General features: G+C 59.1%; 15 protein-coding genes. 8 read left to right on the top strand and 7 right to left on the bottom strand.

Annotated features, from left to right (window positions below; genetic code table 11):
* Nucleotides 1-76 precede the first annotated feature (76 nt).
* Together HDF12_RS06400 and HDF12_RS06395 are read left to right on the top strand one after the other, a co-directional pair.
* Nucleotides 77-799 carry an RsmE family RNA methyltransferase gene (locus HDF12_RS06400; RefSeq protein WP_179581733.1) on the top strand — a complete coding sequence of 241 codons (723 nt, stop codon included), beginning with the start codon at nt 77-79 and terminating at the stop codon, nt 797-799.
* 13 nt (nt 800-812) lie between these two features.
* The gene (locus HDF12_RS06395; RefSeq protein ID WP_179581732.1) at nt 813-1,379 is read left to right on the top strand and encodes a methyltransferase family protein; all 567 of its coding nucleotides are present in this window, start codon (nt 813-815) and stop codon (nt 1,377-1,379) included.
* A gap of 73 nt (nt 1,380-1,452) precedes the next feature.
* Here HDF12_RS06395 and HDF12_RS06390 read toward each other — a convergent pair whose 3' ends face one another.
* The 6 genes from HDF12_RS06390 to HDF12_RS06365 form a co-directional block, all read right to left on the bottom strand.
* Nucleotides 1,453-2,640 carry a permease gene (locus HDF12_RS06390; RefSeq protein WP_179581731.1) on the bottom strand — a complete coding sequence of 396 codons (1,188 nt, stop codon included), beginning with the start codon at nt 2,638-2,640 and terminating at the stop codon, nt 1,453-1,455.
* Nucleotides 2,641-2,922: 282 nt separating this feature from the next.
* Nucleotides 2,923-4,071, bottom strand: coding sequence for a molecular chaperone DnaJ (gene dnaJ / locus HDF12_RS06385; protein WP_179581730.1), 1,149 nt, complete (start codon nt 4,069-4,071; stop codon nt 2,923-2,925).
* A 386-nt stretch (nt 4,072-4,457) separates the two neighbouring features.
* Nucleotides 4,458-5,027, bottom strand: coding sequence for a nucleotide exchange factor GrpE (locus tag HDF12_RS06380; RefSeq protein ID WP_179581729.1), 570 nt, complete (start codon nt 5,025-5,027; stop codon nt 4,458-4,460).
* 316 nt (nt 5,028-5,343) lie between these two features.
* A complete protein-coding gene (hrcA, locus tag HDF12_RS06375) occupies nt 5,344-6,420 on the bottom strand; it encodes a heat-inducible transcriptional repressor HrcA (RefSeq protein WP_179581728.1) in 1,077 nt (358 codons plus the stop codon).
* A gap of 249 nt (nt 6,421-6,669) precedes the next feature.
* Nucleotides 6,670-7,503, bottom strand: a complete 834-nt coding sequence (locus HDF12_RS06370; RefSeq protein ID WP_179581727.1) for an Mrp/NBP35 family ATP-binding protein — start codon at nt 7,501-7,503, stop codon at nt 6,670-6,672.
* A gap of 98 nt (nt 7,504-7,601) precedes the next feature.
* Nucleotides 7,602-8,123 carry an acyl-CoA thioesterase gene (locus tag HDF12_RS06365; RefSeq protein ID WP_179581726.1) on the bottom strand — a complete coding sequence of 174 codons (522 nt, stop codon included), beginning with the start codon at nt 8,121-8,123 and terminating at the stop codon, nt 7,602-7,604.
* Nucleotides 8,124-8,260: 137 nt separating this feature from the next.
* On the opposite strand from HDF12_RS06365, the gene HDF12_RS06360 reads away from it, so the two are divergent.
* The 6 genes from HDF12_RS06360 to HDF12_RS22230 all read left to right on the top strand — a co-directional run bounded on the left by HDF12_RS06360 (nt 8,261) and on the right by HDF12_RS22230 (nt 13,426).
* Nucleotides 8,261-8,572 carry a tetratricopeptide repeat protein gene (locus HDF12_RS06360; RefSeq protein ID WP_179581725.1) on the top strand — a complete coding sequence of 104 codons (312 nt, stop codon included), beginning with the start codon at nt 8,261-8,263 and terminating at the stop codon, nt 8,570-8,572.
* A gap of 117 nt (nt 8,573-8,689) precedes the next feature.
* On the top strand, nt 8,690-10,234 hold the full coding sequence (locus tag HDF12_RS06355; protein WP_179581724.1) for a sigma 54-interacting transcriptional regulator: 1,545 nt from the start codon (nt 8,690-8,692) through the stop codon (nt 10,232-10,234).
* Between the two features lie 334 nt (nt 10,235-10,568).
* Nucleotides 10,569-10,988 carry a hypothetical protein gene (locus tag HDF12_RS06350; protein WP_179581723.1) on the top strand — a complete coding sequence of 140 codons (420 nt, stop codon included), beginning with the start codon at nt 10,569-10,571 and terminating at the stop codon, nt 10,986-10,988.
* 9 nt (nt 10,989-10,997) lie between these two features.
* The gene (locus HDF12_RS06345) at nt 10,998-12,242 is read left to right on the top strand and encodes a vWA domain-containing protein (protein ID WP_179581722.1); all 1,245 of its coding nucleotides are present in this window, start codon (nt 10,998-11,000) and stop codon (nt 12,240-12,242) included.
* Between the two features lie 193 nt (nt 12,243-12,435).
* On the top strand, nt 12,436-13,194 hold the full coding sequence (locus HDF12_RS06340; protein ID WP_179581721.1) for a COG4280 domain-containing protein: 759 nt from the start codon (nt 12,436-12,438) through the stop codon (nt 13,192-13,194).
* Between the two features lie 103 nt (nt 13,195-13,297).
* Entirely contained in the window at nt 13,298-13,426 is a 129-nt protein-coding gene (locus HDF12_RS22230; protein ID WP_257025382.1) for a hypothetical protein, read from the top strand.
* A 2-nt stretch (nt 13,427-13,428) separates the two neighbouring features.
* On the opposite strand, the gene HDF12_RS06335 is transcribed toward HDF12_RS22230, so the two are convergent.
* On the bottom strand, nt 13,429-15,006 hold the full coding sequence (locus HDF12_RS06335; RefSeq protein WP_179581720.1) for an AsmA family protein: 1,578 nt from the start codon (nt 15,004-15,006) through the stop codon (nt 13,429-13,431).
* Between the last annotated feature and the right edge of the window lie 105 nt (nt 15,007-15,111).

Raw genomic sequence — 15,111 nt, 5'->3', positions numbered from 1 at the left:
GGAGGGACCCCCGCATTTCGCCCGAAGCGCCCAAACCCTCCGTGAGAATCCACCCACCAACCCATAAACTAACTCCATGACCCGCCGCCGCTGGATCGCCGACGCCTGGACCGCCACCACCGCATCTCTCACCGGCGACCAGGCCGCCCACCTCGCCCGCGTTCTCCGCGCCGAACCCGGCCAGATCTACGACATCGTCTCCAACGGCTTCCTCCACCGCGCCGAGATCCTCACCGTCTCCGACAACGAAGTCCTCTTCACCCTCCACGAAGAGCTCTCCTCCGACGCCGCCCTCCCCCTCCATCTCCTCCTCGCCGTCTTCAAGTTCGACCACATGGAGTGGGCCATCGAAAAAGCCACCGAACTGGGCATCGCGAAGATCACGCCCATCCTCGCCCGCCGCACCGAAAAGCACCTAGCCCAATCAGCCCTCAAACGCGCCGAACGCTGGCGCCGCATAACCCTCGAAGCCTCCAAACAATCCCGCCGCACCACCATCCCCGAGATCGCCGACCCCACTCCCCTGAAATCCGCCCTCGAAAACGAGAACTCCCCCACCCGCATCCTTCTAAGCGAAACCGAACAAACCCTCACCCTAACCGCCGCACTCAAAGCGACAACCCCCTCACGAGAGACCGACACGGCCCTCGCCATCGGCCCCGAAGGCGGCTGGACCCCCGAAGAGATGAGCCTCTTCACCACCCATCAATGGCAGCCCGTCACCCTAGGCCCCCGCATCCTCCGCGCCGAAACCGCCGCCATCGCCGCCATCGCCATCGCCTCCACCCATCTCATCTGAACGGACGGCCTCCATGCAAAAGTACTTCGGACCTCTGACCATTGTGCTGTTGCTTGGCCTGGTAGGCAGCCGCGTCCTGCTGATGAGAAGCAAAGGAATCCAGGCGATGAACTTCGGCAAAATCGACAAAAAAGACTTCCTGATTCCGCCGTTCGCCTTCTTCTACTTCTACCTCGTCTTTGCCGCAGCATTCAATCTTCCAACCGTAAGCAGGCAAGAACTCTTTCACTCCCGAATAGCCTCCTTGATCGGAGTCCTACTCTGTTTAGCGGGTCTGCTCCTGCTACTCCTGAGTCTCATCTCCTTCGGGAAGAGCTTCCGCGTTGGCATTGACCAGGCCTACCCGGACAAACTCGTAACCACCGGCATCTTTGCCTTTAGCCGCAACCCAATCTACGTGGCCTTTGCCTCGGTCCTGCTGGGCCAATTCCTGCTCTTCTCAAACTGGATTCTCCTGGTCTATCTGCTCGCCGCCATCTGGCTATTCCACCGCCAGGTATCACGTGAAGAGCAATACCTGAGAAGTCACTACGGCCAACAATACTCCGAATACTCCAATCGAGTGAGGCGGTATCTATAGCCAGCAAGATCGCCGAAACGACAGGTTCTAGAGCAGGTCCAAGGTAGGCGGATAAGAAGAGTCTCGCACGCCCTTATCCGTGGTCATCCATAGTCGCCGCAGTATGAGAATGGGAGTGATCCCCACCCGCCTTCTGCGGCTTCCCCATCATTCGCAGCATCGCTGGCCCGCCTGTCCTCAAAAATCTAACCACCAACACTCCCGCCACTACCAGAAATCCGATGTTCAACCACGTCGTATAGTTCCACGAGATCGCCTCCTCCATCACCCTCGCATCCCTCTGCTGCGGAATCAGGTGCAGCGCCCCAAACAAAAGCTCCACCACGAAAGCTGCAGCCGCCATCGCCACGTAAAACGTGACAAATAGAAACGCGCTCATCTTCCACCCGTAGTACTTGCGATAGATATTCAGGATCGGAAGAATAATCAGATCGGCAAACAGAAACGCAATCACGCCACCAAAGCTGATCCCGCCGTTCCACAGCACCGCCGCCAGCGGTACATTGCCCACCGAGCATACAAACGAGATCACCGCCACCGCCGGCCCCACCAGCGGCCCCCACAGCTTCGCCAACACCGGATGCCCCGCGAAGAAAAACGCCTGCCAGAACTGCTTCGGCACCCACGCCGCCAGCGCTCCGGAAATCAGCAGACCTCCCGCAATATCCAGCCACAGCGACGCCCAGTCCATCACGAAAAAGTGGCTGATCGCCGTTCGCCCCTTCTCCGACGCAGCCCGCTCCCACAGCGACCCCTCATGCAGACTCATATCCATCGCCGCATGCCCTTCCATGCGACCTTGAATCCCCAGCTCCGCCTGCCGCCGCGCCGCCTCCACCCACTCAGGCCGCAGCAACATCCGAAACAGCAGCACCAGCACCCAGATCATCAGCGGTCCGCCCACAAACTCCGCCAGCGTAAACCTCCAGCCCATCAACACCGCCAACAGAATTCCCAACTCCATCACCAGGTTCGTCGAAGCGAACTGGAAGGCCATCGAAGAAGTAAAGTTCGCACCCTTCCGGAACATCGACCTCGCCAGCGCCACCGCCGCATACGAGCACGAAGAACTCGCCGCCCCCAACCCGCACGCCTTCACAATCGTGCGCGGCCTGTCGTCCGGCAGCAGCCGCGACATCTCCTCCTTCGAAACCACCGCCTGCACCACTGCCGACAGCAGAAATCCAAGAATCAACGCCCACAGAATCTCCCAGGCCATCGTCAACGACATCATCAACGCATGTCCAATAGCCAGGAACATTCCATCCCCCGTTTCGGCAAGTCAGCGACATCAGCAAGCCAGGCGACATCAGCAAGCCAGCCTTATTTAGAAGTCCCCACCGAATCGTCATCTCGACCGAAGCACCTCACAGTCTCATCGTGAGGTGCGCAGTGGAGAGACCCCCGCATTTGCATTTGTTCTTGCCCTCGATACTTGGCGGGGCGACGGTCTCTTCGTCGTAAGATGCGCAGTCGCGCAAGCGATCCGTCCTCTTTCCATTCCATCCCAACAACTAACAGCAGAGAACAGATCACCGACTACCTAGCTGAACATATCCTTCACCTTATCAAACAGCCCACGCGACGTCGGTGTATTCTCCACCACCATCGTCTCGCTCAACTGCTTCAACAACTCCCGCTGCTGCTTGCTCAGCTTGCCCGGAGTCTGCACCCGAATCTCGACGATCAAATCACCCTTCCCATGCGAGTTCAGATGCGGTACGCCCTTGCCCTTCAGCTTGAACGCCTTCCCATTCTGCGTTCCTTCGGGAACCTTGATCGTCGCCGCACCCTCCAGCGTCTGGATCTCCAGCTCCGTCCCCAGCGCCGCCTGCGGAAACGAGATCGGCATCACGCAATGCAGATCGTCACCGTCGCGCTCAAAGAACTTGTGCGCCTTCACACTCAGCACAACATACAGGTCACCGGCAGGCCCTGCATATTTGCCCGCCTCGCCCTCGCCCGAGTAGCGAATCCGCGTATCCTGCTCCACACCCGCCGGCACCTTCACCATAATCGTGTGCTCGCGCTGTACCCGCGTCTCACCCTTGCACGTTTGGCACGGGTCAACGATCAGCGTCCCCGTCCCTCCGCACACCGAGCAGGTCCGCGCCACCGAAAAGAATCCTTGCTGGAACCTCTGCTGCCCGCGCCCGCCGCACTGCGTACAAGTCACCGGAGCCTTGCCCTTCGACGCGCCCGAGCCCTTGCAGTCGAAGCAGGTCTCCATCCGCCGAATCGTAATCTCCTTCTCCTTGCCGAACACCGCCTCTTCGAACTCGAGCTTCATGTCGTACCGCAGGTCGCGCCCACGCTGCACCCTTGAGGCCTGCTGACGGCCATTGCCGCCCATGTTGAACATCTCGCCGAACAGATCGCCGAAGATATCCCCCAGGTCCTGCGCATTGCCGCTGAACCCGCCACCAAATGGACCACCGGCACCACCACCGTTCTGAAACGCCGCATGCCCATACCGGTCATAAGCCGCGCGCTTATCCGGATCGCTCAGCACCGAGTAGGCCTCGCCGCACTCCTTGAACTTCTCCTCCGCAGACGGATCGTTCGGGTTCCGGTCCGGGTGATACTGCATGGCAAGCTTGCGATACGCAGTCTTCAACTCCTGGTCGCTCGCATCCCGCGAAACACTCAATACTTCGTAGTAGTCAACCTTCGTCACGTTTGCCGTCGCCATATCCCTGAAAATCTCTCTTCCATTCTATGCAGCTACAAAATTCGTACCAATCACTCTGTCGTTGCAGTCGCTATCCTTGCCATTGTTCTTTTGCCTGTCATCCCGCAGGGATCTGCTTTTCATCACCCCACTCAATAAAACCGTCATTTCGACCGTAGTGGACCACAGTCTTATCGTGGTCCGCGTAGTGGAGAAACCCCCGCATTGCTGTTGCTTTTGCATTTGTCGTTGCCGTTGCTCTTTTGCTTGTCATCCCGCAGGAATCTGCTTTTCATCGCCCACTCAACAAACCGTCATTTCGACCGAAGCGGACCGCAGTCTCATCGTGGTCCGCGCAGTGGAGAAACCCCCGCATTTTTGCTGTTGCATTTGCATTGGTCGAGCCACTAATCCACAACCTGATTCGGATTCGCTGCAATCCTAACCAGCGCCGGCCGCAACAGCTTCTCGCGGATCTTGTAACCCCGCCGAATCTCCTCCAGCACCTGGTGGTCCGGGAACTCCTTGGTTTCGATGCTTCCCAAAGCCTCATGGATTCGAGGATCGAACTGCGTCCCAATCGTCTCGACAGCCTGAACATTCAATCCCTTCAGCGCATCTTCCATCTGCTTCAGAATCAGCTCCACGCCACCCCGCAGCTGCTCGGCCGTACCATTCGCCTTCAGCGCCAGCTGAAAGTTATCCATCACGCCCAGAAACGGCTCAACCGTATTCGAGATCGTATAGTCCCGCGAATCGGCCCGCTCCTTCGCCTCACGCTTCCGTGCATTATCGAACTCGGCCTGCAGCCGAGCCAGACGGTCCAGCAACTGGTCCCGCTCGCCCTTCACCTGCTCCAACTCCGCCTGTGCGGGGCTCATCTCATTTATCGGCTCAACGTCAGAACCCACAGCCACCTCCGGGTCAACAACTCCTTGCCCGTTCATCTCATCCTGCATCTTTTTAGAACTCCTCATCGTAGTACCTCTTCTATTGTTGCCCATCCGGGCCCATCGCGCGAACTGCTCCTTGGCGTTCATCGCGAAAATCCTCCGCCAGCCGTTCCAACTCCGAACGTCCCCACCTCAAACCTTTTCAAAACCCACCCCATTCACAACTCGCTAAAAATAAATCTCAAAAACCTGGCACTTTTTTCGTGACCCAAAAAGTGACGTCCAAAACACCACATCCACCACGCAAAACACCACACTCACACCACAAATTCACCACGTCCAAACACGCTATTTTCTCAAAAACCCCAGCAAAACCACGCCGCGCCCCGCCAGAAAAAAATCACTCCTCCGGATGCAGCATCCGGTCAAAAACCTGCGCAATATAGCTCACCGCATTCATCGTGTTCTCGTAGTGCATCCGTTTCGGCCCAATCACTCCCACCGTCCCGCGACTCTCTCCGCCCATCCGCGCTGGCGCGGCAATCAGCACAAGTCCAGCCATCTCAGGCGCTTGCTCCTCCAGATCAAACACCACCCTCACGCTCTCCTGCCGCGCATCGATATAAGCATTCAAGAGCTCCACCAACCGCTGCTTCGCCTCAAGCGCCGTCAACACCTCCCGCAGCCTCTCCCTATCCTCTTGAGAACCAACGAGATTCGCCACTCCATCCACATAAACCGTCTGCATCGGTACATCCATCTCCGGCACCGCCTTCACCCAAAGCTGCTGCACCGAATTCAGCAACCTCTGATATTCACTCTTCTCCCGCTCCACCAGCCGGGCAATCTCCGCCCGTACCCGCTCCACGCTCCACCCACGAAAGTTCTCATTCAAGAAATTCGCCGCAACCTCTAACTCCCTCACCGTCAAGTCTTTATCAAGCGCCAATACCCGGTCCCGCACCAGCCCGCTGCGCGTCACCACCACCGCGAGCACCCGCGCCGGAGCCAGCCGCGAAAAATGAACATGCTCCAGCATGTCCCCATCCGCCGCCGCGGCAATCGCCACGCCCACACCGCTCGACAACGTAGCCAGCACATGCGAAGTCCGTTCCAACACCGCCTGCGTCCCCGCAACTCCAACAAAACTCAGGTCGATCTGCGACCGTGACCGCGCTGACAACCGCGCCGCATCGATTCTCGGATTCACCCCGCCACTCAACTGCTCCACAAACATCCGAAACGCCCGAGCCGTAGGCACCCGCCCCGCCGAAGTATGCGGCTGCTCCAGCAGCCCCGCATCGGCCAACTCCGCCATCTCGTTCCGCACCGTAGCCGGGCTAAGCCCCACGCTCTCACCGCTTTGCAGCCGCGCAATAGTTCCCGAACCCACCGGCTCGCCCGTCTCGATGTAGCTCTCAATAATGGCGGTCAGAATAGCTCTCTGCCGCGCCGTCACCCGCTCCGCATCCGCCATTCGCTCCTCCACCCTTAACTTTACGCCACCCGTCAAGCACGCAAACCCATGTCCTGCCGGACGGGCCTCCTGCGCGGAGGGCGGTCACTTCGTGACGCGTATACCGGTCTCGGCAAGATGATCTGCATCGGTCCTCCCGTTGGTCGGAATCATCTTCCCTCGCGACCAACGGGAGCGCCACGCGAAGCGGTACACACGTTACGAAGTGACCGCACCGCGCGCAGCGGGCCCGTCCGGCAGGACAAGCACTTACGAAATCTCCAGCACATCCTCCGTCTTCGAAGCAATCGCCTTAGCTCTCTCCGCAACCTTAGCCGCGATCAGATAGAAGTCCTTCGCCAGCTTCGATTCAGGTCCCGCCAGCGCCACGGGCAGCCCCTTATCTCCACCCTCCCGAATCTGAGGATCAAGCTCCACGGCCCCAAGAAACTCCAGCCCAAACTGCGCCGCTGTCCGCTCCGTTCCGCCCGCACCAAACACGTCGATCACCTGCCCATCGGGTAGCGTCATCTGCGACATATTCTCCACTAGGCCAATCACCTCCACCTTCACCTGGTGAAACATCTCCAACGCCTTCCGCGCATCCTGCAACGCCACGCCTGAACCCGTCGAAACCACGACGGCCCCGGTCAAAGGCACCGTCTGCACCAGCGAAATCACCACGTCGCCAGTCCCCGGAGGCAGATCAACAATCAGAAAATCCAGCTCCCCCCACTCCACCTGCTGCAAAAACTGCCGGATGATCTGGTGCAGCATCGGCCCCCGCATCACCATGGGTTTGTCCCCCGGCGAGATCAGCCCCACCGAAATAAACTTCACCCCATGCGACAGAATCGGCTCGATCCGGTTCTCCCCAACAATATTCGGCTGCCGCGTCACACCCAGCATCATCGGCACATTCGGCCCATAGATGTCCGCATCGATCAGCCCAACCCGATATCCCAGCTTCCCCAGCGAAACCGCCAGATTCACCGCAACGGTCGTCTTCCCCACCCCACCCTTACCGCTCCCAATCGCCACTACATGCGCCACTCCCGGCAACGGCTGCGGCCCCTGCGGTACTCCTGCTCCTGTGTGTCCCATATTCATCTCCTGAAATCGAACGTCTTATTTATTGTCATTCCGCACCCTGAGCGAAGCCGAAGGGGGAAGGAATCTGCTTCACCGCATCGGCACGAGCCTCACACATGCCAGCCGGCCCCCAGCGCCGCTCGCATCTCCTTCTTCCTCTGCGTCTCTCCAGCCCGCATCTCGCGCCGCCGCCCCGCATCTTCAAACCTGCGCTTCTGATGCTCCGTCTCCGGCACCACCTGCGGCACGACCAACCGATTCCCCTCGCGATCCACGGCCACAAACGTGAGATAAGCCGAAGAAACATGGCGCAATCTCTGCTCCCGCACATCCTCCACCATCACCCGTACACCAATCTCCATCGAAGTCCGAAACGCGCGGTTCACGCTCGCCTTCAAAATCAGCAACTCCCCCACCCGCACTGGAGCCACAAAATCCAGATGATCCATGCTCGCCGTCACTGTAAACGCACGCGCATGCCGAGAAGCAGCCATCGCTCCCACCAGGTCGATATACTGCATCAACCTCCCGCCAAACAGGCTTCCCAACGCATTCGAGTCCGCAGGCAAGACAATCTCGCTTCGCTCCGACTGCGACTCAGCCACCGTCCGTTCCAAAACCAAATCGCTCATTCCTACAAGTCTAAATCGCCACAAAGTCGCGTGCCGCACGCAATCACCTAGAGCACCGCAGCGACGCCAGTTCGCCCTCAAAAATCCTGCGCATACGAGACTTGCCAATCCCACCCCGAACAACGCACCATCGATTCATGGACAAGATCGCTGCTCTCACCGAAATCCTCACCGCCGACCCGACCAACGCCTTCGCCCGCTACGGCCTCGCCATGGAGCACATTAGCCAGGGCAACACCGACACCGCCCTCGCCGAATTCAGCGCGCTCATCCACCACAGCCCCGACTACGTCCCCGCCTACCAGATGTCCGCACAGACACTGGCCAAACTAGGCCGCACCCAAGAAGCCCTCGACCGCCTCCACCACGGCATCGCTACCGCGAACCGCACCAACAACCCGCACGCCCTTGCCGAAATGGAATCCCTCCGCGACGATCTCACCTCATAGAACCGTTTACAAACACGTCCGCAACGAACACTGAAAATTATCCGCATTTGTTTCACATCCGCCTACAAGGGGCCGACATCCGAACCCTTCGTCGCCGCCAAACATCTATACTTAGACATGGCGACCACACTCCCGACCACCCTAGGCTCTCTTCGCGCCAGCGAATTCACTCCAGTCCGGCTTGCTCGCAGCGTAAAAGACGAGCTCCGCGAAAATCTGATCGCCAAACTTCGCGCCTCCGCCCAATCGAAGGAAGGCAATAAAGCTCCGCTCTTCCCGGGCATCGTCGGCTACGAGGACACCGTCGTCCCCCAGATCGTCAACGCCGTCCTCTCAAAACATAACTTCATCCTCCTCGGCCTTCGTGGCCAGGCGAAATCCCGCATCCTGCGTTCCCTCACCACTCTGCTCGACCCGCACTGCCCCTACATCGCCGGCTCCGAGATCCGCGACAACCCCTACGCCCCCATCTCGAAATTCAGCCGCGACCTCATCGCAAAGATGGGCGACGAGACCCCAATCGCCTGGATGACTCCCGACGACCGCTTCGTAGAAAAGCTCGCCACCCCAGACGTCACCGTAGCCGATCTCGTCGGCGACATCGACCCCATCAAAGCCGCCCGCAGTAACCAGGACCTCGGCAGCGAACTCACCATGCACTACGGTCTGCTTCCCCGCGCCAACCGGGGCATCTTCGCCATCAACGAAATCCCCGACCTCGCCGGCAAAATTCAAGTAGCTCTCTTCAACATCATGCAGGAGGGCGACGTGCAGATTAAAGGCTACCCGGTCCGCCTGCCCCTCGACGTAGCCATCGTCTTCTCCGCCAACCCCGAGGACTACACCGCCCGCGGCAAGATCGTCACTCCACTCAAAGACCGCATCGGCAGCGAGATTCGCACTCACTACCCAGAAAACGTAGAAGAAGGTATCGCCATCACCGCGCAGGAAGCGTGGTCCACACGCCCCGCCTCCAGGATCGAAATCCCCCACTACATCCGCCAGATCGTCGAGCAAATCGCCTTCACCGCGCGCGAAGACAAGAAGGTCGACAAGCGCAGCGGCGTCTCCCAGCGTCTCCCCATCAGCACGATGGAACTAGTCCTCTCAAACGCCGAACGCCGCGCCCTGCTCCATGACGAAGCCGTAGCCGTACCCCGCGTAGGCGACATCTACACCGCGCTTCCCGGCATCAGCGGCAAGATCGAACTCGAGTACGAAGGTGAGATGCGCGGGGCCGACACCGTCATCCGCGAGATCATCCGCACGAGTGTAGCGAACGTCTTCGACAAGTACTTCGCCACCACCAACACGCAACAGATTGAGCAGTGGTTCAACCTCGGCGGCACCGTCCAGCTCAACGACGAGCAGCCCTCCAGCGGTTCTCTCGAAGAGCTCAAACAGATTCAAGGCCTCATCGAAAAACTCTCACCGCTCGAGATCAACTCCAAGTCCAAACCCGAGATCACCGTAAGCGCGGCTGAGTTTCTCCTCGAAGGCATGTACGCCCACAAGCGCCTCAGTCGCACCGAAGAGCGTGCCTTCAGCGCCGCCGAAAAGAAATCCCGTAACGATCAGGCCTCGCAGTACGCCGAAAAGATGCGCGAACGCGAGATCGAACGCGACGACTACGCGAAGCGCACCCGCCGCGGCTTCAACTAAGGAGCCTAGATGTCCTCCACCCGTATTATGTTTTTCCGTGCCGGCGTAGTGCTCGCAGCTTTTTCATGGGCACTTGGGGCTATCTACATGCATCGTGCCAAAGTAATCGGAGGGTTCTGGAATCACATGTCCGAAAACGATCTATGGCTGCGTGCTGGGCTGGCTGTCGCACTATTGTCCATAATCCTTAGTCTCTTTGGAAGAGGTTTCTCCCGAATCGCAGTATTGGTCGTATCAAGTCTCGCGCTCGTTGTCTGGTTGGGTTTCGGTATGGCCTTATAAGCTTATGAATGTCTCTTCGTTCGATCAATTCAGATCCAATCGCTAAACAACCATGCTCCTCACCTCCACCATCGCACTCCTCGCCCTCGCCGTCACCCCGGAGAAGCCGCGCCCCCACATCCCCGCCGATCAACTCAACAACATCGCCACCATCCTCGCCCACGACGAAGGCTGGCCCCTGGGCGACCCGGATTACACGCTCGATCCAATGCATCCCGACACCGACGACGGCTTCGACTCGATCGGCATCTACAAAAAAGCCCACCTCGTCCGCATGTACTCCATCGACCGCACCACCGGCGATGTGGTCGACTTCCTACGCGGCTGTCAGGTCTTCCGCTTCGAGGACATCAAGTCGTTCCAATCCAAAATCAGACAACAGTCGCAAGCGCCAATCCTCACCGACAAACAGCTCGCAGCCAAGGCTGGCTGCCCGAAACTCACCGTCGTCAACACCCGCTGGGTCCACTAGGTCCACACCATGAAGCGCGTCCGATACACAAAGTTCACCGGCGACCTCGCCTCCTCCTTCGGCCTCGAAGACCTCATGCAGGCCCTATCCGACTTCCTGCTCGACTCCGGCTTCAACGACCCCATGTCCCGCTTCCAGGAGTTCGACGGCGACCAGACCATGGAGAACCTCCGCGAAGCCATCCGCCAGGCCCTCGACTCAGGCGAGCTCTTCGACGACGAAGCGCAGGAAAAGTACGAAGCACTCTCCGAAGATCAAGTCGAAGAACTCATCGACCAGATCATCCAGAAGATGCAGGAGCAGAACTTCATCAACGCCGAGATGCCCGAACAAGGTCAGGGCGAGCAAGGCGACGGCAACGGCGAAGCGCGCTTCGAGGTCACCGACAAGGGCATGGACTTCCTCGGCTACAAGGCCCTCCGCGAACTCCTGGGCCCCCTCGGCAAATCCAACCTGGGCCGCCACGACACCCGCCACGAAGCCGCCGGTGTCGAAACCAACGGCAGCAGCAAGCTCTACGAGTTCGGCGACACCCTCAACCTCGACATCACCGCAACCCTCTCCAGCGTCTTCGCGCGCGAGGGTCTAGCCACTGCCATCGAGGGAGAAGAGCACGCCCCACTCAACATCTACCACTCCGACGTCCACGTCCACCAGTCCGACTACCAGTCCTCCTGCGCCACCGTCGTCCTGCTCGACTGCTCCCACTCCATGATCCTCTACGGCGAAGACCGCTTCACCCCCGCCAAGCGCGTCGCCATGGCCCTCTCACATCTCATCCGCACTCAGTTCCCCGGCGACACTCTCAACCTCGTCCTCTTCCACGACACCGCCGAAGAGATCCCGGTCTCACAACTCTCCCGCGTCAAAGTCGGCCCGCACTACACCAACACCCGCGAGGGCCTTCGCATGGCCCAGCGCATCCTTGCCCGCCAGAACAAAGACATGAAGCAGATCGTCATGATCACCGACGGCAAGCCCTCGGCCCTTACCCTTCCCGACGGCCGCATCTACAAGAACGCCTTCGGCCTCGACCCGCTCGTCATCTCCGAAACCCTCGAAGAGGTGGCCCGCTGCAAGCGCTCCAACATCATGATCAACACCTTCATGCTCGCCAGCGACTTCTCCCTCGTGCAGTTCGTCCAGCAGGTCAGCGCGATGTGCCGCGGCAAGGCCTACTTCACCACTCCGGAAAATCTCGGCAACTACCTTCTCATGGACTTCATGTCCCGCCGCATGAAGACCATCCACTAAAATCGAGCGGACCATTCAGTAGCTCGCTAAGCGTCAATGAAGACCATCCACTGAGAACCCCTTCCGACCAACGGGAGGACAATTGCGCCAGTCCCACCGAGACAAGGTATACGAGTCACGAAGTGACCGCGCCGCGCGCAGCGGGCCGTCCGGCAGGACAGCACTTTCAACTATCATCACCAAAAGGAGAATCATGGGCACAAGCTGGGCACATATCGGCACCGCGGTCACAGCTTCCTTCCTCGCCTCCCTCGTCGAGTGTGTCGAAGCCCTTACCGTCGTCCTCGCCGTAGGCAGCGTCCGCGGCTGGCGCTCCGCTCTCATCGGCAGCGCCTCAGCAATCGCCGTTCTTCTCCTCATCATCGCCGCGCTTGGGACCGCCCTCACCCACATCCCTCTGCACATCCTTCAACTCACTGTCGGCACCCTCTTACTCCTCTTCGGTCTGCGCTGGCTGCGCAAGGCCATCCTCAGAGCCGCCGGCCACATTCCCCTTCACGACGAAGCTGCTGCCTTCTCGAAGAACACCGAGGCCATGCGTCAGCACGGCAACCGCCCCGCCGCATGGGACAAGATCGCCTTCGCCGCCGCCTTCAACATCACCATGCTCGAAGGCACCGAGGTCGTCTTCATCGTCATTGCCATCGGTGCAGGCCGCGCCGGCACGCTCCTACCCGCCAGCCTCGGCGCCGTGGCTGCACTCCTTGTCGTCATCGCCCTCGGCCTCATCCTGCATCGACCCCTCGCGCGAGTCCCCGAGAACACCCTTAAGTTCATCGTCGGCGTCCTGCTCTCCGCCTTCGGGACCTTCTGGGTCGGCGAAGGCATGAACCTCCACTGGCCTGCAGCCGACTGGTCCATCCTCGCTCTCATCGCCGCCTACCTTGTCCTCGCGTTAGCAATGGTGCCCCTCTGCCGCAGGCGCTCGCAAGCCGTCCCATCCACCACATAAGGAGACCGCCATAAACTCGATCAAAACTATCCTCCGCGAGATCTTCGGACTCTTCGTCGACGACGCCAGCTTCGCCCTCGCCCTCCTCTCCTGGCTCCTCCTCATGCGCATCGTCTCGCCTCACCTTGGTGCAGCCTCTGCATTCTCAGGCATCATCCTCTTCATAGGACTCGCCCTCATCCTCCTCGAAAGCGCAACCCGCTACTCAAGAAGACAATCCCTCAGCAAATGACCCTACCGATGCAGGTCCAGCCCGAACTTCGGTGCTGACCTCGTCCCACTCACCTTCACCGGAATCACCGCGCCTGCACCATCCTTCTTGAAGAATGGATCAACCGGCTTCAGCAAAATCGACTTCCACCTCGAAGCCACCATCTGCGACACCTTGGCGTTGGTCCGTATCTTTCCCTCAAACTCGAACCGCTCTCCATCCAGCGTGTACTCCCCCGCGAGCATCACATCGGCTCCCGGCAAGGTGTAGTTCAGTTTGCTAAAACTGATCCGCCCGGCATCCATCACAAACTCTCCCACCATCTCGGAGTGCACGTCCGCCGCGCCAGGCTTCGCATCCTTCGGATCGCCCTGCGCCCGCAGGCTCAACATATCCACCTTATCCTCCACCTCGGTATTGCTGAAATGAATCTGCTGCAGCGAAAATCCGCCCTTCAATCCAATCTTCTTCGACACGCTCTCCGGTCCCGGGCGAATATGCAGCTTTGTCTTCATTTGCAGTCGCCCCGTCATCACCGCCGGCGTAGTCTTCACCGCAAGCCGCAGAAAGTCCTGAATCTCTCCCGCGTGTACGTTCACATCCAGGTCAATCATGTGCCCTTTGCCTCTTTCATTCACAACCGCTCCGCTGCACGTAAACTCCGATCTACCCAACCGCGCCTCCACCGGCTGTAGATACGTATCGCCGCTGGTCCCATCCACAATCGCGTGAAACTTCGTATGCAAAGGCACAGGATGATCTGCCGTATCGAGCGAAAAATTCGGCGTCTCCGTCGTCCCATCCACAATAATTTTGTTCAACTGCCCGCTAAACTCACCCACTGAAGACAGCATCCCGCCAATGCCTTTGATCGTATTCAGGTCCACATGATCAAACGTGTATCTTCCCGTCACAGTCGAGTCGCCGGGGCTCTCGTTATTCCATGGCCCAAACGTTCCCGTCGCATGGATATCGCCCTTCGGAATAGCATTGACCAGCGTTGCATCATACCTCCACGCCGCATCCGGCCCAACATTCCGCATCACGATGCGGCTCATCTCAAAGTCCTTCGGCTCTTTGCCCGGCTTCATCGTTCCGATGATCAGCTTCGAATCGTCGAACACTATCTCATCCACCACAATCGTGATCTTGCCCAGATGCCTCCGTCCCTTCGGCGCCTGCTGCCGCATCTCCCGCGGCGGGATGTGAATCGCCATGCCCGCAACGTGCACCGTCCGAACGCGCATCGGCTTCACAAACAAACCCGACAGGTTTGCATGAAACGAAAAATGATCAAGCGCGATAAGAGGATCTGTCGCCCCTGCCGCAACCACCTCGTCCTCAGGGTAGATCCGGAGCCCGTCCCCAGAGACCTCAAGCCCCTTCAGCACTGAAACAGAAAACCCATCCATCTCCACCCTGCTGTCAAAGCGAGTACTCAGCGTCTCGATCACGCGCCCCTTCAAGATCGGCATGGCCCGATGCACCACAATCACGCCGATCACCACGAGAACAACAACCGCAATCAGCACAGAGACCAAAATCCAAGCCCACACGCCGCGATGCTTCGGAGTCTTCAAGTCACTTATTGTTTCGTTCATGTTTTCGTCATTCACAACTGCAGTGATATTTTTTGATGCCAAAAAGCTGCAGCACGGTTCCGGCGCAATAAATCAAACCGAAGGCAACCCCGGCGCAGTCAACTC

This window comes from Tunturiibacter gelidiferens (assembly GCF_013410115.1).
Taxonomy (GTDB): Bacteria; Acidobacteriota; Terriglobia; order Terriglobales; family Acidobacteriaceae; genus Edaphobacter; species Edaphobacter gelidiferens.
This window is presented reverse-complemented; position numbering and strand designations above follow the sequence as displayed.

Coding starts and splice junctions, on each gene's coding strand:
- HDF12_RS06365 (WP_179581726.1), bottom strand. CDS start 8,123: ATGAGCGATTTGGTTTTGGAACGGACGGTGGCTGAGTCGCAGTCGGAG.
- HDF12_RS06380 (WP_179581729.1), bottom strand. CDS start 5,027: ATGAGGAGTTCTAAAAAGATGCAGGATGAGATGAACGGGCAAGGAGTT.
- HDF12_RS06335 (WP_179581720.1), bottom strand. CDS start 15,006: ATGAACGAAACAATAAGTGACTTGAAGACTCCGAAGCATCGCGGCGTG.
- HDF12_RS06345 (WP_179581722.1), top strand. CDS start 10,998: ATGAAGCGCGTCCGATACACAAAGTTCACCGGCGACCTCGCCTCCTCC.
- HDF12_RS06395 (WP_179581732.1), top strand. CDS start 813: ATGCAAAAGTACTTCGGACCTCTGACCATTGTGCTGTTGCTTGGCCTG.
- HDF12_RS06355 (WP_179581724.1), top strand. CDS start 8,690: ATGGCGACCACACTCCCGACCACCCTAGGCTCTCTTCGCGCCAGCGAA.
- HDF12_RS06360 (WP_179581725.1), top strand. CDS start 8,261: ATGGACAAGATCGCTGCTCTCACCGAAATCCTCACCGCCGACCCGACC.
- HDF12_RS06370 (WP_179581727.1), bottom strand. CDS start 7,503: ATGGGACACACAGGAGCAGGAGTACCGCAGGGGCCGCAGCCGTTGCCG.
- dnaJ (WP_179581730.1), bottom strand. CDS start 4,071: ATGGCGACGGCAAACGTGACGAAGGTTGACTACTACGAAGTATTGAGT.
- HDF12_RS06350 (WP_179581723.1), top strand. CDS start 10,569: ATGCTCCTCACCTCCACCATCGCACTCCTCGCCCTCGCCGTCACCCCG.
- HDF12_RS06400 (WP_179581733.1), top strand. CDS start 77: ATGACCCGCCGCCGCTGGATCGCCGACGCCTGGACCGCCACCACCGCA.
- HDF12_RS22230 (WP_257025382.1), top strand. CDS start 13,298: ATGCGCATCGTCTCGCCTCACCTTGGTGCAGCCTCTGCATTCTCAGGC.
- HDF12_RS06390 (WP_179581731.1), bottom strand. CDS start 2,640: ATGTTCCTGGCTATTGGACATGCGTTGATGATGTCGTTGACGATGGCC.
- HDF12_RS06340 (WP_179581721.1), top strand. CDS start 12,436: ATGGGCACAAGCTGGGCACATATCGGCACCGCGGTCACAGCTTCCTTC.
- hrcA (WP_179581728.1), bottom strand. CDS start 6,420: ATGGCGGATGCGGAGCGGGTGACGGCGCGGCAGAGAGCTATTCTGACC.